Origin of the sequence: Streptomyces hokutonensis (assembly GCF_042751305.1) — a bacterium.
Classification (GTDB): Bacteria; Actinomycetota; Actinomycetes; order Streptomycetales; family Streptomycetaceae; genus Streptomyces; species Streptomyces hokutonensis_A.
This window is the reverse complement of record NZ_JBHYWD010000004.1, coordinates 264,340-283,861: the sequence shown is the minus strand read 5'-3', so window position 1 is coordinate 283,861 and position 19,522 is coordinate 264,340. Positions and strand designations below refer to the sequence as shown.

The following is a 19,522-nucleotide window of genomic DNA, read 5'->3' as shown; positions in this document are numbered from 1 at the left end:
GACCGCTCGCGGGGCGTTGTCAGTGCCGGGTCGTACGGTGGGCGCATGGACAGCCATGGGCAGAACGAGCAGCGGGTCGTGTGGACCGTCGTCGGCACCGACATCGGTCCGCTGCTGCTGGCCGCGACACAGGACGGCCTGGTCAACGTCGTGTTCCACGCCACGGACACGGTGCGCGACAGGACACTCGACCGGCTGGCGTCCCGGCTGGGCACCGAACCGGTCGAGGCACCCGACTCCCCCTTGCTGGCCGAGGCGATACGCCAGTTCGAGGCCTACTTCGCCGGTGCGCAACGGGACTTCGACCTGCCGCTCGACTGGTCCCTGATCTCCGGCTTCAACCGGCAGGTGCTGCGCGAGCTGGCGTCCGGCGTGCCGTACGGCTCGGTCGTCGGTTACGGCGATCTGGCCGGGCGGGTCGGTCAGCCTCGCGCGGCCCAGGCGGTGGGGGTGGCGATGGGTTCCAATCCACTGCCGGTCGTGGTGCCGTGCCACCGGGTCGTGGAAAGCGATGGTGGCATCGGCGGGTTCGGGGGCGGCCTGGAGACGAAGAGGAAGCTGCTGGCGCTGGAGGGAGTGCTGCCCGAGCCGTTGTTCTGAGCTCGAGCAGGGGACTACGGGGGGAGAGACCGTGCTGGGGAAGACCGGTTGCACATGCGGTCACAGTGGCATCGGGTGCGCGCTGTGACCGCCGTGGAAGAGCGAGCCGTCACGGCCGAACGGCTGCCCGCCCTGCGGCGCCGGGTGTCCGGTGTGCTGATCACGACCCAGATCCTGGGCGGGCTCGGTGTCGCCACCGGGATAGCGCTGGCCGCCGTCCTGGCCAAGCAGATCAGCGGGACCGAGTCGCTGTCCGGGCTGGCACCCACGGCGACCGTGACGGGCACAGCGCTGCTGTCGATGCCGTTCGCTGCGCTCATGACGGCGCGCGGCCGGCGTCCCGGACTGGTCCTCGGCTATCTGGTCGGGGCGCTGGGAGCCGGTGTCGTGGTGCTCGCGGCGAGCATCGGGAGCTTTCCGCTGCTGCTGGGCGGCATGGCCTGCTTCGGGGCGGCCTCGTCGGCGAATCTGCAGTCCCGGTTCGCCGCCGCCGATCTGGCCGAGCCGGAGCAGCGGGCCCGGGCCATCTCGCGTGTCGTGTGGGCGACGACCATAGGCGCGGTCCTCGGACCCAACATCGCAGCGCCCGCGGGCCGTAGCGTCTCCGGGCTCGGGATACCCGAGGCTGCGGGCCCCTTCCTGTGGGCGGGCGGGATCTTCCTGGTCGCCGCGGTCGTGGTCGCCGTACTGCTGCGGCCCGATCCGTTGTTGACGGCCCGGGCGCTCGCGCCGGAGGAGGACCGGTCGCCGGCCGCGCGGTCGTTGCGGGCGGGGTTCGCCGCGGTGGCCACCTCGCCTCGGGCCCGGCTCGCGTTGGTGACGGTGGCCGTGGTGCACACCGCGATGGTGTCGGTGATGGCGATGACTCCGGTCGAGCTGGGCCATCACGGGGCGAGCATCGATCTGGTGGGGCTGGTGATCAGCGGGCATATCGCGGGGATGTACGCGTTCTCGCCGCTGATGGGGAGACTGTCCGACCGGGTGGGGCGGCTGTCCGGGATAGGGCTCGCGGTGGGGCTGCTGGCCTGTGCAGCGTTCCTCGCCGGTACGGCGGGCGGGAGTCACGGACGGATCGCGCTGGGGCTGTTCGTGCTGGGCCTGGGCTGGTCGGCGGGGCTCGTCTCCGGCTCGGCGCTGCTCACCGACTCGGTGCCGCAGCCCGCGCGGGCCGCCGCGCAGGGCCTGTCCGACCTCACCATGAACACCTCGGCGGGCATCGGCGGGGCGGTGGCCGGCCTGGTGGTCGCGAAGGCCAGCTACGGCTGGCTGAACCTGGCCGCCGCCTGCCTGCTGATACCCCTGGCCGCGCTGGCGCTGGTCACCCGCTCCCGGAAAACGCCGGTTTCCGATGGCCCGCGGAGGGTGGCCGGGACGCCGAGCCGGTAGCAGACTCCGCCATGCGCGCGCACAGCCACTGGCATCCGGGGGATCGGAGCCGAAGGGACGGCGATCACGCATGAGTGGAAGCGGAAACAGGGCAGTCGCGTATCTCAAGCCGGGAGCGGTCGAAGTCAGGACCATCGACTACCCGACGCTTGAACTGCAGGACGGGCCGGGAGTCGCACCGGACAACGTGGGCCGCAAGGTCCGGCACGGGGTGATCCTGAAGGTGCTCGCCAGCAACATCTGTGGCAGTGACCAGCACATGGTGCGCGGTCGGACGACCGCGCCCGAGGGGCTGGTCCTCGGACACGAGATCACCGGAGAGGTCGTCGAACGGGGTCCGGACGTCGAGTTCATCGACGTGGGCGACATCGTCTCCGTACCGTTCAACATCGCCTGCGGGCGGTGCCGCAACTGCAAGGAACGCAAGACCGGCATCTGCCTGAACGTCAACCCGGCCCGTCCGGGGGCGGCTTACGGCTATGTCGACATGGGCGGCTGGGTCGGCGGTCAGGCCGAGTACGCCTTGGTCCCGTACGCGGACTTCAACCTGCTGAGGTTCCCGGACCGGGACGAGGCACGCGAGAAGCTGCTCGATCTGACCATGCTGTCGGACATCTTCCCGACCGGTTTCCACGGTGCGGTCACCGCGGGCGCCGGGGTCGGGTCCACGGTGTACGTCGCCGGGGCGGGTCCGGTCGGGCTGGCGGCGGCAGCGTCGGCGCAGCTGCTGGGCGCCGCGGTCGTCATCGTCGGCGACCTCAACGCCGAACGCCTGGCCCAGGCGAGGAGTTTCGGCTGCGAGACCGTCGACGTCTCGCGCGGCGACATCGGGGAGCAGATCGCCGAGATCCTCGGCGAGCCCGAGGTGGACGCGGCGGTCGACGCGGTCGGCTTCGAGGCGCGGGCCCATGGCCCGAACGCCCCGGAGGCGCCGGCGACCGTCCTGAACTCGCTGATGGGCGTCACGCGCGCGGGCGGTGCCCTGGGCATCCCCGGGCTGTACGTCACCGATGACCCCGGTGGCATCGACGAGGACGCGAAGAGCGGCACCCTGAAGGTGCGGCTCGGCCTCGGCTGGGCCAAGAGCCACCGGTTCACGACCGGTCAGTGCCCGGTGATGACGTACCACCGGAGTCTGATGATGGCGATCCTGCACGGGCGCGTGCACATCGCGAAAGCGGTCAACGCGACCCCGATCGCCCTGGAGGACGCACCGCGCGGCTACGCCGAGTTCGACCAGGGCGCCAGCCGCAAGTACGTGCTCGATCCGCACGGGACGCTGGCGGGCATCAGCCCGGTCTGACGTACGGGAAAGTGGGGGTCACGCACGCGTGGCCCCCTTTTTCCACGTCAGGTGCTGGTGGTGTCCCCCACATTCGGCGAGGGTTTGACCGGGCACGACGCCCGCCAGGGATGAGGGAAGACCGAAAAACAGGAGGCGCGTGGTGCTGGTGGTGTCCGAGGAAGTACGCGAGGCGATCGACGCGCGTCGACCCGTGGTGGCCCTGGAGTCGACGATCATCGCGCACGGGCTGCCGCGCCCGCGCAATCTGCAGGTGGCGCTGGAGCTGGAGGCGGCGGTACGCCAGGAGGGCGCCGTCCCCGCGACGATCGCCGTGCTCGACGGGCGGCCTCATGTCGGCCTGGACAAGGAGCAGTTGGAGCGGGTCGCCAACGAGGACGGGATCCGCAAGCTCGGCCACCGTGATCTGCCGCTCGCGGTGGCGGCGGGGGCGAGCGGGGCGACGACGGTGTCGGCGACGGCGCTGCTGGCGGCGCGTGCGGGCGTCCGGGTGTTCGCGACCGGGGGCCTCGGCGGGGTGCACCGGGAGTGGACGGTGACGCAGGACGAGTCCGCCGACCTGGGGCTGCTGGCCTCCACCCGGATCACGGTGGTGTGCGCGGGCGTGAAGTCGATCCTGGACGTGCCGGCGACCTTGCAGCGCCTGGAGACGCTGGGCGTGGCGGTCGCCGGCTACGGCACGGACCGCTTCCCCGGCTTCTACCTCTCCGACTCCGGATACCCCGTGGACTGGACGCTGGAGACCCCGCAGCAGGTGGCGGCCGTGATGCGGGCGCAGGACGCGCTCGACGCCCCGGAGTCGACACTGATCGTCGCCAACCCCGTGCCCGAGGACGAGCAGTTGGATCCCGCGCTGCACGCGCGCGTGCTCGCCGACGCCCTGCACGCGTGCGAGGCGGAGGGCATCACCGGGCAGGCGGTCACCCCGTTCCTCCTCGGCTACCTCGTGGAGCACACCGACGGCGCCTCGCTGAGCGCCAACCTGGCGGCCGTGCGCGGCAACGTACGGCTGGCGGGGCGGATCGCGGCGGCCTGGGCCGAGGAGGCGTGACGACCGGGCCGACCGGCGCGCTCCTGGTCGTCGGGGACGTCGTCACGGACATCGTGGCCCGGCATCGGGGCCCGCTCGCCCCGGGCACCGACACGGCCGCGGTGATCCGGACCGTGCCGGGCGGCGCGGGCGCCAACGTGGCGTGCTGGGCGGCCCATTGGGGCTGTGCGGACGTGCGGCTGCTCGGCCGCGTGGGTGCGGACGCGGCGGCGTGGCACGAGCGGGAGCTGGTCGCTTCCGGGGTGCGGCCCCGTCTCGTCGTCGATCCGGAGGCGGCGACCGGGACGGTGATCTGCCTGGTCGACACGGGAGCCTCGGCCGAGCGGACGTTCCTGACCGACAGTGGCGCGGCGCTGCGGCTCGGCCCCGAGGACTGGTCGGACTCGCTGCTGGACGGCGTCGTGCGGCTGCATCTGTCGGGCTATCTGCTGTTCTCCGCGCCGAGCCGGGCGTTCGTGGCCGCGGCGGTGGAGTCGGCACGCGCGCGTGGAGTGGCGGTGAGTCTGGATCCGGCGTCGGCGGGGTTCCTGGTGGAGCTGGGCGTGGACCGTTTCCTGGCGCTCGTCGAGGGGGTGGACGTGCTGCTGCCGAGCCGGGACGAGGCGTGTCTGCTCACCGGGTTGCCCGATCCGGCGGACGCGGCGGCCAAGTTGAGCCGTCATGTCCCCCTGGTCGTCACCAAGCAGGGCGCCGAGGGAGCCCTGCTGGCCCACTCCGGCACGGTCCACGCGCGCGTACCGGCCGAGCCCGCCACACCCCGGGACACCACGGGCGCGGGCGACGCGTTCACGGGGGCGTTCCTCGCGACCCTGCTGACGGGCGCCGATCCCGAGAAAGCAGCGCGGGAGGGATGCCGGGCGGGGGCGCGAGCGGTGGAACGGGTGGGAGGGCGGCCGCCTGGGCGGGAGTGACGAAGCAAGCCCGCCTCCCGCAGCCACCCGGGGCCAACTCCCGCTCCCCGCCTACCCCTTCCGCCCCCACGCCGAGATCATCGGTGCCGTCGCCAGGTCCATCGTGCCGGAGGCGACGTTGGCCAGGTGACGGTCGATGTCCTCGTCCGTGGCGAGGCCTGCGGTGACGAGCTGGTCGCGGATCTGGCGGACCGTGGCGGATTCCAGGGCGGCGCAGGCCGGTGAGGTGACCGGGAAGTACGCGTCGGCCTCCACCCGGCGCAGGCCCGCCTCGCGGAGCAGGCGCGGGAGTTTGCGGCCATAGGAGAGGTCGGCGCCGCGGTCGGCGAGGAGGGCGCGGAAGCCGTTGCGGAGACGGTTCGCGAGTTGCTGCTCGGGACCGTGTTCGTCGGGGCAGAGCAGGGGCTGGAGGGCGGGGTCGGCGTCCTCGATCAGGAGGCGTCCGCCGGGGCGCAGGGACTTGATCATCGAGCGCAACGCCCGTTCCCGGTCCGGGACATGGACCAGGACCAGCCGGGCGTGCACCAGGTCGAAGCCCTCCCCCGGCGGCTCCTCGGCGCCGACGTCGTGGACGCGCACCTCGATCGGCGGGCGGCCCGCCGAGGCGACCTGGGAGGTGTCGATGTCGGTTGCGAGAACCTTCCCCGTCGGTCCGACCTTCTTGGCCAGCCAGGACACCACCGAGGTGCCGCCGACGCCGACCTCCCAGACCCGCCAGCCGGGTCCTACGCCGAACCCCTCCATGTGCCGGAACGTGGTGGGGTCGAAGAGCGTGGCGAAGGCGTCGAAGCGCTGCCCCGCCTCTGACTGCCGGTTGTCGAGGAGATACCCGTCGGATCGCGTCATGCCGCGATCATCCCAGTTGCTCCGCTTCTCGGGAGGGGACGACGCTCCGGTTCCCCACCCCCTCGCCACGACCGTGCACCTGTTCATCCACAGCCGGGAACAAAGCGGAGGATTCCGTTCCCACAGGCTTACCCGCCGCTCACGTCGGCCTGGCAAACTGGCACGCCAGGCGCAGAAATGCGATGCGAGGGGATCCACGCAAGGAGATCCGGATGTCCATGGCAGGGAATCTTCGGAAGGTCACGGGCCTCGGCAGGGTCGGCGGCCTCCGCAAGGTGGCACGGCTGGCGCGGCGGCGCCCGCGGGTCGACCTGAGCCACCACGCCCGGTCGCCCCTGGGCTCCTCGGTGGTGAAGTGCGTCACGTATCAGGACGGTGTCCGGGTCCCGGTCGGCGGCGATCTGGTGGACGCCGTCGAGCGGGTGCGCAAGAAGGACGACGGGTTCGTCTGGCTCGGTCTGCACGAGCCGACGAACGAGGAGTTCGCGGGCATCGCCGAGCTCTTCGACCTGCACCCGCTGGCGGTCGAGGACGCGATCGAGGCCCATCAGCGCCCGAAGGTGGAGCGCTACGGCGAGACGCTGTTCGCGGTGTTCAAGACGGTCTGCTACGTCGAGCACGAGAAGCTGACGGCGACGAGCGAGGTCGTGGACACCGGCGAGATCATGGTGTTCGTCGGCGCCGAGTTCGTCATCACCGTGCGGCACGGACGGCACGGCTCGCTGGGGCCGCTGCGCGAGGAGTTGGAGTCGAACCCCCGGCAGCTCGCCAAGGGGCCGGCCGCGGTGCTGCACGCGATCGCGGACCACGTGGTCGACGACTATCTGAGCGTCACGGACTCGGTGCAGGCGGACATCGACCAAGTGGAGACGGACGTGTTCGCGGAGAACGGCGCGCGGGCCGACCCGGGCCGTATCTACCAACTCAAGCGTGAACTGCTGGAGTTGAAGCGGGCGGTGGTCCCCCTCAGCGGTCCGCTGGAGGCGCTGTCCACGCGGCCGATGCGGGTGGTCGGACCGGAGATACAGGCCTACTTCCGCGATGTCTCCGACCACCTGCTGCGGGCGAAGGAGCAGATCGCGTCCTTCGACGAACTGCTCAACTCGATTCTGCAGGCGCACCTCGCCCAGGTGACGGTCGCGCAGAACGAGGACATGCGGAAGATCACGGCCTGGGCCGCGGTGATCGCCGTACCGACGATGGTGTGCGGTGTGTACGGCATGAACTTCGACAACATGCCGGAGCTGCACTGGCGGTTCGGCTATCCCCTGGTCCTGGTCGTGATATCCCTGGCCTGTCTGGCGCTGTACCGGGGCTTCCGGCGCAACGGCTGGCTCTGAGAGGCAGCCGCTGAACCGGAACCGCCCGGCGGTTCAGCGCATGCCGCTCCGGGCGTAGACGCTCTCGACCCAGCCGGCGAGCTGTTCCTCCGTCAGATGCTGGGCGAGGTCCGCCTCGCTGATCATGCCGACGAGGCGTTTGTTCTCGATGACGGGAAGCCGGCGGATCTGGTGTCCCTGCATCTCCTGGAGCACCTCGCCGACATCGGCGCCGGCGTCGATCCAGCGGGGTGTGCCCTGGGCCATCTCGCCCGCGGTGATCTTCGCCGGATCGTGGCCCATGGCCACACAGCCGACGACGATGTCCCGGTCGGTGAGGATGCCGCAGAGCCGTTCGTTCTCGTCGCTGATGGGCAGGGCTCCTACGCCCAGTTCGCGCATCAGCTGGGCGGCGCGGTCCAGGGTTTCATGGGCGGGGATCCACTGGGCGCCCCGGTGCATGATGTCTCCGGCGGTGGTCATGAAGTACCTCCCGGTGCCGGACGGTCGGCGCGGCACAGAACGTTCCGCTAGTCCCGGCGCTCTACATTCTCGCCGCGCTGCGGTGCGAACGCACCCGGACGGTCGGGACTTCCGGTGCCCCGACCGGAAATCCGGGACGGCACTCGGACGGCGCTCAGACCTGGAAGCCCACGATCTTCTCCGGCGCGACGCGGACGATCACCCGCACCTGGTCGTCCCGTTCGCCGGGCGGGTCGATGCCGAGGTACTTGTGCGAGAGCTCGTGCGGGAGCCGCTTGTCCGGGTCGGGGAGGATCTCGGCGGTGCCGCGGATCTCGACCGAGACGTAGGGGTTGGCGAGGTCGAACACCGACAGGCTGACGCGGGGGTCGTGGCGGAGGTTGCGCACCTTCTGACGGTCCTGGAGGGAGGAGAAGAGGACGGTGTCGTCCTCGCGCTTGATCCAGACCACCGAGGTCTGCGGGGCGCCGTCGGGGCGGAGGGTGGCGACGCTGGCGAAGTTCTTGCCGTCGAGAAGGGCACGGACGGAGTCGTCGAAGATCGGCATGACGACACCCTAACTAAATGCATGCGCATATAAAAGCCTTTGCGCGAGGCAGGCCGCTCAGCCCTTGGGCAACCCGCCCCACGCCGGGTGACGTGGATCGTCGGCGCGCACCAGGACGTCCGCCGTACCGGCCGGGTCGGTCTCGTCCTCGTAGCGCTCGAAGGCGGGCAGGGTCCAGTGCTCGGTCTCGGGGGTGCGGCGGCGCAGGGCGCCCGGCGAGAGGAGGACGTGGAGGGTCAGGTCGAAGGGGAACCAGTGCCGAAGGAGGAAGGGACCGTGCAGCAACAGGAGGGCGCCGGGCGGGAGTTGGACGTAGGGGCTGCGGGTGGCGCGGTCGGCGGCCGGGTCCCACAGGTCGGGCAGGACACGGCCGTCGCCGTCCGCTTCGAGCGGGCCGAAGACCTCGCGCCACAGGGCCCGGGTGTCGAACCAGCCGTCGTAGTAGGCGTCGGCGTCCTGGCGCCCGTACTCCAGCCGCAGGGAGGCGGGGCGCAGGAAGCCCTCCGTGCCGACGACGAGCGAGGGACGGCCGCGGATGCGCAGCGCCTCCGCGACCCGCTCGGCGAGTTCGCCCGGGCGGGCCGCCGGGGCGCCGTCGAAGGCGATGCGCGGCCAGGGGCCGCCGTCGGCCGGCTTGAGGTCGAGCAGGCGCTCGGCGAGGAGGTCGCCGAGCCGGTCCCAGGTGATCGCTTCCAGTCGCACAGGCCCCATGATGCGCCAGGCCCCGGTCAGGAGGTGTCGCGCGAGTGGCTCCGTCGGGCGGCGAGCAGGTGCGGGAGATGGGTCTCGCTCCAGGCGCGGGCGACGTCGAGGAGAGGAATGAGGCTGCGGCCGAGAGGGGTGAGGGCGTATTCGACACGCGGCGGGTTCTCGTCGTATGCGGTCCTGGTCAGCAGGCCGTCGCGCCGCATGGCGCGCAGGGTCTCGCTGAGGACCTTGGGGGTGACGGCCCTGAGCGGGACCTGGAGTTACGTGAAACGGCGCGGGCCGCCTTCGAGGCAGCGGACGACCATGCCGGTCCTCCCCCACTGCCTTAAGGGCGTGGGCGGTGCCCCCAGTCCCCCACCCTGAAGGGCATCACGGAGGAAGGGCAGACGGGGTCGAACATGTCGGGGGCCAGTGGGTGTTGCCCTTCGTCGGCCGTCGCTTCGGTCATCCGTCGAGGCTAGGCGCCGATACCGTTGAAGTAACCGGGCCTCCGGTCCCCAACGTCCTGGTCGGGCGGCGAAGGACGTTGCCGGGCAAGGGGGTTGGGCATGGACGGGATCGTCGTCTTCGGGGCCGGGGGCCGGGCGGGACGGGCGGTGACGGCGGAGGCGCTCGGGCGCGGGTACGAGGTGACGGCCGTGGTGCGGGATCCGGCGCGGTACGCGGAGCTCGCCACGGAGGGCGTCTCGGTCGTACGGGGTGATGTGACCGATGCCGGGTCGGTGCGGGACGTCGCGGGCGGGGCGGTGGGCGCCGTGCACGCGGTGTCGCCGTTCAGCGGGCCCGAGCAGGGGTTCGCGTCGCTCGATCCCGAATTCTTCGTCAAGGCGGCGGACGCGCTGCTGGCCGGGCTGGCCTCGGCGGGGGTGCGACGGCTTGTCGCGGTCGGGCTGTTCGCGAACCTCATCGGGGCGGACGGGCGGCCGGTGATGGACGACGCCTCGGCCTTTCCGCCGGAGATCCGACCGTTCGCGCTGGCTCACACGGCGGGTCTGCGGCGCCTGCGGGAGGCGGGCGAGGGCGCGGTCGACCGGCTGACGCTCACGCCGGGCGGCGGGCTGGACCAGGACGCCCCACGCACCGGGCGCCACCGCTTCGGCGACAAGCGGGTGCCGGAGGGTGCGCCCGGGCTGTCGTACGCGGATCTGGCCGTGGCGGTGCTCGACGAGATCGGGACGCCGAGCCGGCACCGGACGCGTGTGTCGGTGTTCGTGCCGCGCGAGGCGCATGTGCGGCGGACGTAGAAGACAGGAGAGGAAGGCAGGAGAGAGCAGGAGAGAGGTGGTCGGTGGCAGGGAATGGATCTCGTATGGCATCGCTCTCGACTCCCCCGATCCGCAGCGGACTTGTGGTCGGCAGCGGACTTGTGGTCGTCCAGCCGCTCAGGAAACGGCACTGTGCGGGGTGTCGTCGTGGGCCGTTGGCGCTGCTGGTCGTCGAGGGCGGGGTGCCGCGGTGTCTCGACTGCGTCGACCTCGGGCATCTGGTGTTCCTGCCGCGCGGCGACACGGCGCTGACACGCAGGGCGCGGGAGGAGAGCGCGCTGTCGGCGGTGGTCGTGCGGTTCAACCGGCGGCGGGGCCGGTACGAGCGGCAGGGCGTCCTCGTCGAGGAGGCGGGGCTCGCCCGGGCCGAGGAGCGGTGCCTCGCGGACGCGGAGGCACGGCGGCGGCGCCGGGTGCGGGACGCGGGGCGGCGGGCTGCGGAGGACGTGCGGTTCACGGAGGCGTTCGCGGCGGAGATACGACGGCTGTTCCCCGGTTGCCCCGAGGTACGGGCCCGGACGATCGCCGCGCACGCCTCGCTGCGGGGCAGCGGGCGGGTGGGGCGGAGCGCGGCGGGACGGGCGCTGTCCGAAGGCGCGGTGGTCTCGGCGGTGGTGGCGTCCGTACGGCATGTGGACACGCCCTACGACCAGTTGCTGATGAGTGGGGTGCCGAGACACGAGGCACGACGGCGGATCTCTGCGGGGGTGGAACGGGCGCTGCGGGACTGGCGGGATGCCCCGGCATGACGTTCGCCGGTGTCGACAGGTGTCCGTGGCCGGGCGGCCTCGTGGACGCACCCGTATGCCCCGGCGATTCTCGGCCATGGTTGCGCGGGCGGGGATGGGTTCGACTTGTCGTGATGGTTGGTGGTGGGCAGGATCTCGGCTCTACGGGCGGGAGTTGGTGTCGGCATGATCGGTGAACCGTACTTCGCGCTGACGGTTCTGGGGGTGCTCGCGACCGGGGTGATGGCGGGCGTGTTCTGTGCCTTCTCCGTGCTGGTCATGCGGGGGCTGGCCGAGTTGCCGCCGGCGCAGGGTGTCGCCGCGATGAACGCGATCAACAGGGCGGCGACGACTCCCGCGTTCATGCTGCTGTTCGCCGGTTCGGCGCTGGTGTGCGCGGTGATCGCGGTGGTGACGTTCGTGCTGTGGCCGGATCAGGGGACGGCGGAGTTGCTGTTGGGCAGCGCGCTGTATCTGTTCGGGTCGTTCGGGCTGACCCTCGTCGCGAACGTGCCCCGCAACGACGCCCTGCTGAAGCTGGACCCGGGGACCCCGGAGGCCGCCGCGTACTGGCCGTCGTACGTACGCGAGTGGACGATGTGGAATCACGTCCGCGCGGTGACCTCGGCCGCCGCCGCGCTCGTCTACATGCTGGCCCTCGCCTGAGCGAAGTCCCAAGATCAACTGGGCGCGGGCTGAGGAACGCAGGCAAAGGGCGGCACAAGCCTGCGGAAACCTCCGTGAGAAAGCGGTCTCGCCCACTCTGCGCGCTCGGCCGGGGAGCCTTATCGTGGCTGAAAGAGTGCCGCTCGATGACGCACGGCCTGTCGCATGCGGACGCAAGGAAGACCGCCATGGCCGATCCCAAGGGATTTATGACCACTCCGCGCGAGGAGTGGCCCCGCAGGCCCGTCGACGAGCGGGTGCGGGACTGGGACGAGGTGTATGTCCCGGGCGCGCTGCTGCCGATCGTGAGCAGACAGGCCGACCGGTGCATGGACTGCGGTGTCCCGTTCTGCCACGACGCCTGTCCGCTCGGCAATCTGATCCCCGAGTGGAACGATCTGGTCAGCCGGGAGGACTGGCGGGCGGCGGCCGACCGGCTGCACGCCACCAACAACTTCCCCGAGTTCACCGGGCGGCTGTGCCCGGCGCCGTGCGAGGCCGGTTGCGTGCTCGCCATCAACCAGCCCGCGGTCACCATCAAGAACGTCGAGGTGGCCATCGCCGACCGCGCGTGGACCGACGGTTTCACGCCACCCAGACCGCCGGACCGGTTGTCCGGGCGGACCGTCGCGGTGATCGGCTCCGGGCCCACCGGCCTTGCCGCGGCACAGCAGTTGACGCGCGCCGGGCACACGGTCGCCGTGTACGAGCGGGACGACCGGCTGGGCGGGCTGATGCGGTACGGCATCCCCGCGTTCAAGATGGAGAAGCGGCATCTGGAGCGGCGACTGGAGCAGATGCGGGCCGAGGGCACCAAGTTCCGTACGTCCACGACGGTCGGGCGGGATGTCGGAGCGGCCGAACTGCGGGCGCGCTACGACGCGGTGGTGATCGCCACGGGAGCGACGGCGTGGCGTGAACTCGCCGTGCCGGGGCGGGAGTTGACCGGCATCCACCAGGCGATGGAATACCTGCCGCTGGCCAACCGGGTGTGCGAGGGTGACCTGGCCGAGTCCCCGATGTCCGCCGCCGGGAAGCATGTCGTCATCGTCGGCGGCGGCGACACGGGGGCCGACTGTCTCGGCACGGCGGTGCGTGAAGGGGCCGCGTCCGTCACGCAGTTGGACATCTACGCCCAGCCGGACGCCGAGCGCGACGAGGACGCGGAGCCCTGGCCGACGTATCCGAAGATCTACCGGCTGTCGGCCGCGCACGAGGAGGCGCGGGATCTGGAGACCGCGCCCGCCGCGCACGCGGACGCCCGGCTGTTCGCGGCCTCGACCCTCCGCTTCGAGGGGGACGCGGACGGGCGGGTGCGGTCCTTGCACCTGGTCGAAGTGGACGCGGAGCGGCGCCCGCTGGACGGTTCCGGGCGCAGCCTGCCCGCCGATCTGGTGCTGCTCGCCCTCGGGTTCTCCGGGCCCGACCGGGCCGACGGGCTCATCGATCAGCTGAAGCTGGCGATGGCACCGCGCGGCACGATCACCCGGGACGCGGACTTCGCGACGAGCGCGCGGGGCGTGTTCGTCGCGGGGGACGCCGCCCGGGGCCAGTCGCTGATCGTGTGGGCGATCGCGGAGGGACGGGCCGTGGCGGCGGCCGTCGACCGCTATCTGACGGGGAGTTCGCAGCTGCCGGCGCCGATCGGGCCGTACGACCGGCCGATGACGGTGTGACGCGTGGGGGTGTGATGGGCCGGCTCAGCGTCGCTGGTCCGTGCCCGCCACCTTGGCGGTCGCCAGGGCCACCCGGTTCCAGGTGTTGATCGTGAGGATCAGGGACAGGACGTGGGCCAGTTCCTGCTCGTCGAACTGGGCGGCCGCCTGCGCGTAGACGTCGTCCGGGACACCGCCGTCGGCCACCAGGGTCACCGATTCGGTGAGGGCGAGGGCCGCCTGCTCGCGCTCGGTGAAGAAGTGCCGGGCCTCGCGCCAGACGGCGACCATGTGCAGCCGGTCCTCGCTCTCGCCGGCCTTGCGGGCGTCGTTCGTGTGCATGTGGAGGCAGTACGCGCAGTGGTTGAGGTGCGAGGCGCGGATCTGGATCAGTTCGACCAGGGCCGGGTCCAGGCCCTCGCGGGCGGCGGCGTCGAAGCCGATGAGCGCGCGGAAGACCTTCGGGGCGGAGCGGGCGAGGTCGAGGCGGGGCGTCGTAGTGATGACCTGGGCGTTCGTGTTCGCGTTCGTCGTCATGTGACAAATCTACGAGCCGGAAAGACCCCCTGTAGGGTGCATTTCCATGGCGGAATCATGGGTCAATTCGGCGGAGCGGATCGGCGCCGATCTGCATCTGGAGCTGGCGGGCGGCGGCGGTCGGCGGGCCGCGCTCATCGACGCGCTGCGGGAGGCCGTGCACGGCGGTCGGCTCGCCCCCGGTACCCTGCTGCCGCCGTACCGCTCGCTCGCCGCCGACCTCGGGGTCGCCCGCAACACGGTCGCGGACGCGTACGCGGAACTCGTCGCGGAGGGCTGGCTGACCGCGCGGCAGGGCTCGGGCACCCGGGTCGCCGACCGAACCCGGCCTCTACGGACGCAGCAGGCGCGACACGCCGAGAACGGCCCGGTTACGGCACCTCCACGCGCGCGTGCGCCCCGGCACGACCTGCGGCAGGGCACGCCCGACGCGTCGGCGTTCCCGCGCGCGGCCTGGCTGGCGTCCTACCGGCGGGCGCTCCAGCGGGCGCCCGACGAGGTGTTCGGGCCCGGCGACCCGGCCGGCCGGGTCGAGCTGCGGGAGGCGCTCACCGAATACCTGGCACGCGCGCGTGGCGTACGCACCGCACCCGACCGGATCGTGATCTGCTCCGGCTTCGCGCACGGGCTGCGACTGCTGTTCGGCCAGGGCGGTGGCGGGCCGCTGCGCGGACCGCTGGCCGTGGAGGCGTACGGACTCGGCTTCCACCGGGAGCTGCTGCGGACGGCCGGCGTACGGACCGTGCCGCTGTCGGTCGACGAACACGGCGCGCGCGTCGAGGAGTTGGCGAAGGAGCGGGCCGTACTGCTCACGCCCGCGCACCAGTTCCCCACCGGCGGCCCGCTGCACGCCGAGCGCAGGGCCGCCGTGATCGACTGGGCACGCGCGCGTGGCGGGGTGGTCCTGGAGGACGACTACGACGGCGAGTTCCGCTACGACCGCAGGCCCGTCGGCGCCGTCCAGGGCCTCGACCCGGAGCGGGTGATCCTCCTCGGCTCGGTCAGCAAGAGCCTGTCCCCCGCACTGCGTCTGGGCTGGATGGTCCTGCCGGAGCGGTATGTCGAGGGCGTGCTCGCGGCCAAGGGCGAGCGCGAGGCCTGGGCGAGCGTCCTCGACCAGCTGAGCCTCGCCGACCTCATCACGTCGGGGTCCTACGACCGTCATGTGCGGCGGATGCGGCAGCGGTACCGGAGCCGCCGTGACCGCCTGGTCGCGGCGCTCGCCGCGCGGGCCCCGGGCATCGAGGTCACCGGGGTCGCCGCGGGCCTGCACGCGGTGCTGCGGCTGCCGCCCGGCACGGAGCGCTCCGCGCTGAAGGCCGCCGCGTGGCAGGGCGTGGCGCTGGACGGCCTGGCCGCGTTCCGGCATCCGGAGGCGCCGACCACCGTGCCGGGGACGGCAGTTCAGGACGGTCTCGTCGTGGGGTACGCGACACCCTCGGAGGCCAGGTTCGGTGCCGCGCTGGAGGCGCTGTGCGAGGTGCTGCCGCCCGGCGAAGCCGCCTGTGGCCCGTGACGCGCGCCTCTCCCGCGGCTAACCGCGCACATGCAGGCCGAATCCCTTGCGGCCAGGCACTTCCAGGCCCTCCTTCAACCGCAGTGACGGGATCTCGTAGTCGCCGAAGTTCTGGCGCCGGAACGCGATCGGCTCGGTCGTCTCCAGCGACAGCAGCCGCTCCTTCCAGGCTTTCGCGGCGTCCTCGAAGTCGCTGTCGGTGATCCTGTCGGTGCCGTACAGCACGAACGGCGGCAGCACCTCGACACCCGGGTAGTACAGGATCCCGTGGTGGATCGGGAACAGGAGGTCCTCGATCGGGCCGTTGATCCCGCGGTCGGTGTAGTGGGACTCCGGGCCTCCGACGGTCACCGACAGGATCGCCCGGCGCCCCTGCAGCGTCCCCTCGCCGAAACGCTCGCCGTACCGCGTCTCGTCGTGCACACCGACTCCGTACGCGAAGTGGAAGGAGAACACCCGGTCCACCCAGCCTTTGAGGATCGCCGGCATGGTGTACCACCACATGGGGAACTGGAAGACGACCGTGTCGGCCCACAGGAGCTTCTCCTGCTCGGCTGCCACGTCGGGCGTGAGCGCGCCGGCGTCGTACGCCCCGGCCGAACTCGGCACCACCCGCAGCGGGTTCGTGGCGTGCTCGCCGAAGTCCGCCGCGTCCACCACGGCCTTCCAGTTCATCGCGTACAGGTCGCTCACCCGCACCTCGTGCCCGGCGGCCCGGAGAGTGGACACGGCGAGGTCCTTCAGCGAGCCGTTCAGCGAACGCGGCTCGGGGTGGGCGTGGACGATGAGCGTCTTCATGGCGGATCCCTTCGACAAGGTGTACAGCCACAGATGCTCGGCGGCCCGAGGTCGCGTCGTACAGGGGCGCCTCTTCCGTCGGACGGGACTTCCTGGTATCGGCAGGACCATCCTCAAGTGTCTTGTCCGCGGCGATACTCGGGGGCATGGATGATCTTGCGGGATTCCTGCGGACCCGGCGTTCGCGGGTCGACCCGGCGGCCGTCGGCATCCCCGTCGACAGCCGTCGCCGGGTCGAAGGGCTGCGCCGCGAAGAGGTCGCGCACCTGTCCGGAGTCAGCGTGGACTACTACGTACGCCTGGAGCAGGGACGCGCGACCCAGCCCTCCGGGCAGATCCTGGACGCGCTCGCCCGTGTCCTCGGCCTCGACGAGACCGAGCGCGGGCACCTGTACCGGCTCGCCCGGCAGCGCCGCCGGCGCGCGAAGGCGCCGGGCGGGCGGCTCCGGCCGGAGCTGCTGCGGGTCCTCGGCCTGGTCGCCGGCGCACCCGCGCTGATCATGGACCACCGCCTGGACGTGCTCGCCGGGAACCGCCTCGCCGGGCTTCTCTTCGGCCGACCGCTGCCGGGCCTGAACACCGCGCGGCACATCTTCCTGGAGGAGGCCGAGCGCGGCCTCTACGCGGAGTGGGAGCAATGCACCCTGGACGTGGTCGGGCATCTGCGTCTGGCCGCAGGCCAATACCCCGAGGATCCCCGACTGGCCTCGCTCATCGGCGAGTTGGCGATGGGCAGCGAGCGTTTCCGCCGCCTCTGGGCCCGTGCGGACGTGCGCGCCCGCACCCATGGACGCAAGGCTTACCGGCACCCGCTGGTCGGGCTGCTGGAACTGCATCAGGAGAACTTCGCACTGCCGGGCGAATCAGGCATGGAACTGCTGGTGCTGTCCGCGGCCCCCGGCAGCCCCGCCGAGGACGGGCTGCGCCTGCTCGGGAGCCTGGGCGCGGACAGCGATGGGGCGCATCCCATCTCAGCGGAATCGACGGATTCAATCAGAACCAATGGTGACTGATACCAAATTAATCAGGTTCGGTAAGGAAAAAGCATTCAGCACAGCTGGGTCAGGGACCGGGTCAGGACAGCAGGAAATCCGCCGCGCCCGCTTTCGCCCCCTCGATGAAGGCCGTCATCTCGTCGGTGGTGTAGATAAGTGCCGGCCCGTCCGGGTCGGTGGACTGGCGGACGGCGATCCGGCCGTCGGCGAGCTTCATCGCCTCCAGGCAGTTGCCGCCGTTGCCGCCGCTCCACGGCTTGTGCCAGCCTTCGCTCCCCAAGTCCCGCGCGGGCATTCCGTTGTAGACGCTCATACGCGGCTTGATGCGATCCATTCACAGCTCCTTGCGGAGATCCTTGAGGATCTCCTTCGTGCGATGTGCCGTAGCGGCCTGCGCCGCCATGCGGTCCATGACCTCGAGATGGGTCGCCACCTCTTCGCGCGCGTCCAGGTAGACGGCGCCGGTCAGGTACTCGCTGTAGACCATGTCCGGAAGTTCCGGCATGGCAAATCGGAACAGCACGAAGGGCCCGTACGTGCCCGGGTGCGGCCCCGAGGAGAACGGGGCGACCTGAAGGGTCACGTTGGGCAGCTTCGTGGCGTCGAGCAGTTTGTCGATCTGGGCACGCATCACCTCCGGGCCGCCGACCGGGCGGCGCAGGGCGGTCTCGTCCATGACGGCCCAGAAGCGGGGCGCATCGGGACGCGTCAGCAGGTCCTGGCGCTGCATACGCAGCGCGACATGGCGCTCGATCTCGTCGGGCTCGGTCTGGCCGATGGCTCCCGACAGCAGCACACCGCGCGCGTACTCCTCGGTCTGCAGCAGCCCGGGCACGAAGTGCGGCTCGTACGACCGGATCAGCGCGGCGGCGCCCTCCAGGCTGACGTGCATCGAGAACCAGCCGGGCAGGATGTCGTGGAAACGCTGCCACCAGCCCGGCTTGTTGGCCTCCTCGGCCAGCTGGACGAAGGCCACGGCCTCCTCGTCGGAGACTCCGTAGGACTTCAGGAGGAGCTGGAGGTACGGGATCTTGAGGGAGACCTCCGCCATCTCCATACGGCGGACCGTGGCGGGCGCGACGCGCAGGACCCTGGCGGCCTCCTCGCGCTTGAGCCCGGCGCGTTCCCGCAGGTCCAGCAGGCGCCGGCCGAGGACGACCTGGCCGACCGTCGGTGCGGACCGCGGCTCGCTCACGCTCCACCTCCCCCCAATGAGTCCCGTTGAGTCCCGTACGGCGAATGAGCCCGGCGGTTGAATCCTGACAGCCCTGCGGCGCCATTCGAAGACTCATTCGAAGATCGGAAGAGACCTCCGGAGATTCCAACTGGCGCCGCGCGACGTTCTGTTGCGAGCAGTGTGCCACGACCGTGCAGAGCGTCATACGGCACTCTGCATATTTCATAGTGACACTTGCCAAGTGTTCACGGCGGGGCGATAGTGGCAAGCGTGATTCCGTCCGCGCCCTTAGGAACAGACGCCGCCGCAGGCCGCCTCGGCCTCGGTGCCGCCACGGGAGCCGCCCCAGGTGGGGCCGCTGCCGAGCGCCGGTTCCGGTTCGAGCTGGCCGCCCATCCGGGTTCCCCCGCCCAGGCGAGACGCCTGACGCGGGCCCGGCTGTCCGGCTGGTCCGTGTGCGAGGACACCTGCGACACGGCGGTTCTGGTCGTCTCCGAGCTGGTCACCAACGCCATCGTGCACACCGCGAGCAGCCACATAGTCTGCGAGCTGCACGACGGTGACGACCTGGTGCGGATAGCCGTCCGTGACGAGGGCTGCGCTCCTGGTGAGTCGTATCCGTCCCCGCAGCGGCCCGATGAGGAGCACGGGAGGGGACTGCTTCTCATCGACGGCCTGTGCCGGGCCTGGGGCGCTCAGGAACACGGACCCGGCCTGCTCGTCTGGGCCGACCTGCCCCGGCAGGCCGACCCGGCCCACGGCCACCACCCGGCCCCCGGCCACGACAGCTCCGTACCGCGCAACGACCTGGGATGGGGCGCACGACCCAAACCGGTGCCGTCGGGCGGTGCGGGCGACGAGGACGAGGCGACGGCACACTTCGGGGCCTTCGAGAATCTGGGCGTATATCCGGCACGGGGGCATGGGGATGCCCCCCGCGGGCATGGGGGTGCCGGCGAGTTCGGAGGCCTGGATCTCGGCGGCTTCGGGGGCCGGGAGCACGGAAACGGGGTGGGTCCCGGCAGCGGGAC

At 71.5% G+C, this 19,522-nt stretch carries 21 protein-coding genes and 1 pseudogene; 13 read left to right on the top strand and 9 right to left on the bottom strand.

Going from position 1 to position 19,522, the window contains the following annotated elements; all coding sequences use genetic code 11:
- The first annotated feature begins 45 nt into the window (after window positions 1–45).
- From ACFXC1_RS13685 to ACFXC1_RS13665, 5 genes are all read left to right on the top strand, one after another.
- A complete protein-coding gene (locus ACFXC1_RS13685) occupies window positions 46–600 on the top strand; it encodes a methylated-DNA--[protein]-cysteine S-methyltransferase (protein ID WP_381242315.1) in 555 nt (184 codons plus the stop codon).
- 54 nt (window positions 601–654) lie between these two features.
- Window positions 655–1,986 carry an MFS transporter gene (locus tag ACFXC1_RS13680; protein WP_381242313.1) on the top strand — a complete coding sequence of 444 codons (1,332 nt, stop codon included), beginning with the start codon at window positions 655–657 and terminating at the stop codon, window positions 1,984–1,986.
- Between the two features lie 70 nt (window positions 1,987–2,056).
- Complete coding sequence (gene fdhA, locus ACFXC1_RS13675) at window positions 2,057–3,289, top strand: formaldehyde dehydrogenase, glutathione-independent (RefSeq protein ID WP_381242311.1); 1,233 nt, start codon at window positions 2,057–2,059, stop codon at window positions 3,287–3,289.
- 139 nt (window positions 3,290–3,428) lie between these two features.
- Window positions 3,429–4,340, top strand: coding sequence for a pseudouridine-5'-phosphate glycosidase (locus ACFXC1_RS13670; protein ID WP_026178375.1), 912 nt, complete (start codon window positions 3,429–3,431; stop codon window positions 4,338–4,340).
- Window positions 4,337–5,251 carry a carbohydrate kinase family protein gene (locus ACFXC1_RS13665; RefSeq protein WP_381242309.1) on the top strand — a complete coding sequence of 305 codons (915 nt, stop codon included), beginning with the start codon at window positions 4,337–4,339 and terminating at the stop codon, window positions 5,249–5,251. Before ACFXC1_RS13670 ends, ACFXC1_RS13665 begins: the two co-directional genes overlap by 4 nt.
- Window positions 5,252–5,302: 51 nt before the next feature.
- Here the strand turns inward: ACFXC1_RS13665 and ACFXC1_RS13660 are convergent, their stop codons facing one another.
- A complete protein-coding gene (locus tag ACFXC1_RS13660) occupies window positions 5,303–6,097 on the bottom strand; it encodes a methyltransferase domain-containing protein (protein WP_381242308.1) in 795 nt (264 codons plus the stop codon).
- Between the two features lie 212 nt (window positions 6,098–6,309).
- Between ACFXC1_RS13660 and ACFXC1_RS13655 the strand changes: the two genes are divergently transcribed.
- Complete coding sequence (locus tag ACFXC1_RS13655; protein ID WP_381242306.1) at window positions 6,310–7,437, top strand: magnesium and cobalt transport protein CorA; 1,128 nt, start codon at window positions 6,310–6,312, stop codon at window positions 7,435–7,437.
- Between the two features lie 33 nt (window positions 7,438–7,470).
- Here the strand turns inward: ACFXC1_RS13655 and ACFXC1_RS13650 are convergent, their stop codons facing one another.
- The 4 genes from ACFXC1_RS13650 to ACFXC1_RS13635 all read right to left on the bottom strand — a co-directional run bounded on the left by ACFXC1_RS13650 (window position 7,471) and on the right by ACFXC1_RS13635 (window position 9,357).
- Entirely contained in the window at window positions 7,471–7,899 is a 429-nt protein-coding gene (locus tag ACFXC1_RS13650; protein ID WP_019067604.1) for a CBS domain-containing protein, read from the bottom strand.
- Between the two features lie 154 nt (window positions 7,900–8,053).
- Window positions 8,054–8,446 (bottom strand): PPOX class F420-dependent oxidoreductase, encoded by a 393-nt coding sequence (locus ACFXC1_RS13645; protein WP_381242305.1) that lies wholly within the window; start codon window positions 8,444–8,446, stop codon window positions 8,054–8,056.
- A gap of 57 nt (window positions 8,447–8,503) precedes the next feature.
- The gene (locus ACFXC1_RS13640) at window positions 8,504–9,157 is read right to left on the bottom strand and encodes a nucleoside/nucleotide kinase family protein (RefSeq protein ID WP_381242303.1); all 654 of its coding nucleotides are present in this window, start codon (window positions 9,155–9,157) and stop codon (window positions 8,504–8,506) included.
- Between the two features lie 17 nt (window positions 9,158–9,174).
- On the bottom strand, window positions 9,175–9,357 hold the full coding sequence (locus ACFXC1_RS13635) for a winged helix-turn-helix transcriptional regulator (RefSeq protein WP_381242302.1): 183 nt from the start codon (window positions 9,355–9,357) through the stop codon (window positions 9,175–9,177).
- 345 nt (window positions 9,358–9,702) lie between these two features.
- Between ACFXC1_RS13635 and ACFXC1_RS13630 the strand changes: the two genes are divergently transcribed.
- The 4 genes from ACFXC1_RS13630 (at window position 9,703) to ACFXC1_RS13615 (ending at window position 13,489) form a co-directional block, all read left to right on the top strand.
- Window positions 9,703–10,398 (top strand): NAD(P)-dependent oxidoreductase, encoded by a 696-nt coding sequence (locus tag ACFXC1_RS13630; protein ID WP_381242301.1) that lies wholly within the window; start codon window positions 9,703–9,705, stop codon window positions 10,396–10,398.
- A 65-nt stretch (window positions 10,399–10,463) separates the two neighbouring features.
- Window positions 10,464–11,168, top strand: a complete 705-nt coding sequence (locus ACFXC1_RS13625; protein WP_381242300.1) for a DUF2293 domain-containing protein — start codon at window positions 10,464–10,466, stop codon at window positions 11,166–11,168.
- Window positions 11,169–11,333: 165 nt separating this feature from the next.
- The gene (locus tag ACFXC1_RS13620) at window positions 11,334–11,813 is read left to right on the top strand and encodes an anthrone oxygenase family protein (protein ID WP_381242298.1); all 480 of its coding nucleotides are present in this window, start codon (window positions 11,334–11,336) and stop codon (window positions 11,811–11,813) included.
- Window positions 11,814–12,001: 188 nt separating this feature from the next.
- Window positions 12,002–13,489 carry a glutamate synthase subunit beta gene (locus tag ACFXC1_RS13615; protein WP_381242297.1) on the top strand — a complete coding sequence of 496 codons (1,488 nt, stop codon included), beginning with the start codon at window positions 12,002–12,004 and terminating at the stop codon, window positions 13,487–13,489.
- A gap of 24 nt (window positions 13,490–13,513) precedes the next feature.
- Here the strand turns inward: ACFXC1_RS13615 and ACFXC1_RS13610 are convergent, their stop codons facing one another.
- Entirely contained in the window at window positions 13,514–14,005 is a 492-nt protein-coding gene (locus ACFXC1_RS13610) for a carboxymuconolactone decarboxylase family protein (RefSeq protein ID WP_381242295.1), read from the bottom strand.
- Window positions 14,006–14,051: 46 nt separating this feature from the next.
- Between ACFXC1_RS13610 and pdxR the strand changes: the two genes are divergently transcribed.
- Window positions 14,052–15,521: a MocR-like pyridoxine biosynthesis transcription factor PdxR gene (pdxR, locus tag ACFXC1_RS13605; RefSeq protein WP_381242294.1), complete on the top strand. Its 1,470-nt coding sequence runs from the start codon at window positions 14,052–14,054 to the stop codon at window positions 15,519–15,521.
- Window positions 15,522–15,539: 18 nt separating this feature from the next.
- On the opposite strand, the gene ACFXC1_RS13600 is transcribed toward pdxR, so the two are convergent.
- Window positions 15,540–16,319: an NAD(P)H-dependent oxidoreductase gene (locus tag ACFXC1_RS13600; RefSeq protein WP_381242292.1), complete on the bottom strand. Its 780-nt coding sequence runs from the start codon at window positions 16,317–16,319 to the stop codon at window positions 15,540–15,542.
- Between the two features lie 146 nt (window positions 16,320–16,465).
- Here ACFXC1_RS13600 and ACFXC1_RS13595 point away from each other — a divergent pair, with 146 nt between their 5' ends.
- A complete protein-coding gene (locus tag ACFXC1_RS13595) occupies window positions 16,466–17,332 on the top strand; it encodes a helix-turn-helix transcriptional regulator (protein ID WP_381242291.1) in 867 nt (288 codons plus the stop codon).
- Window positions 17,333–17,393: 61 nt separating this feature from the next.
- Here the strand turns inward: ACFXC1_RS13595 and ACFXC1_RS13590 are convergent, their stop codons facing one another.
- Both ACFXC1_RS13590 and ACFXC1_RS13585 read right to left on the bottom strand, forming a co-directional pair.
- Window positions 17,394–17,648, bottom strand: coding sequence for a DUF397 domain-containing protein (locus tag ACFXC1_RS13590; RefSeq protein ID WP_381242290.1), 255 nt, complete (start codon window positions 17,646–17,648; stop codon window positions 17,394–17,396).
- The gene (locus tag ACFXC1_RS13585) at window positions 17,649–18,509 is read right to left on the bottom strand and encodes a helix-turn-helix domain-containing protein (protein WP_381242288.1); all 861 of its coding nucleotides are present in this window, start codon (window positions 18,507–18,509) and stop codon (window positions 17,649–17,651) included.
- Between the two features lie 243 nt (window positions 18,510–18,752).
- Here ACFXC1_RS13585 and ACFXC1_RS13580 point away from each other — a divergent pair.
- A pseudogene (locus ACFXC1_RS13580) lies at window positions 18,753–19,367 on the top strand (ATP-binding protein); the annotation flags it as partial.
- Window positions 19,368–19,522: the final 155 nt, after the last annotated feature.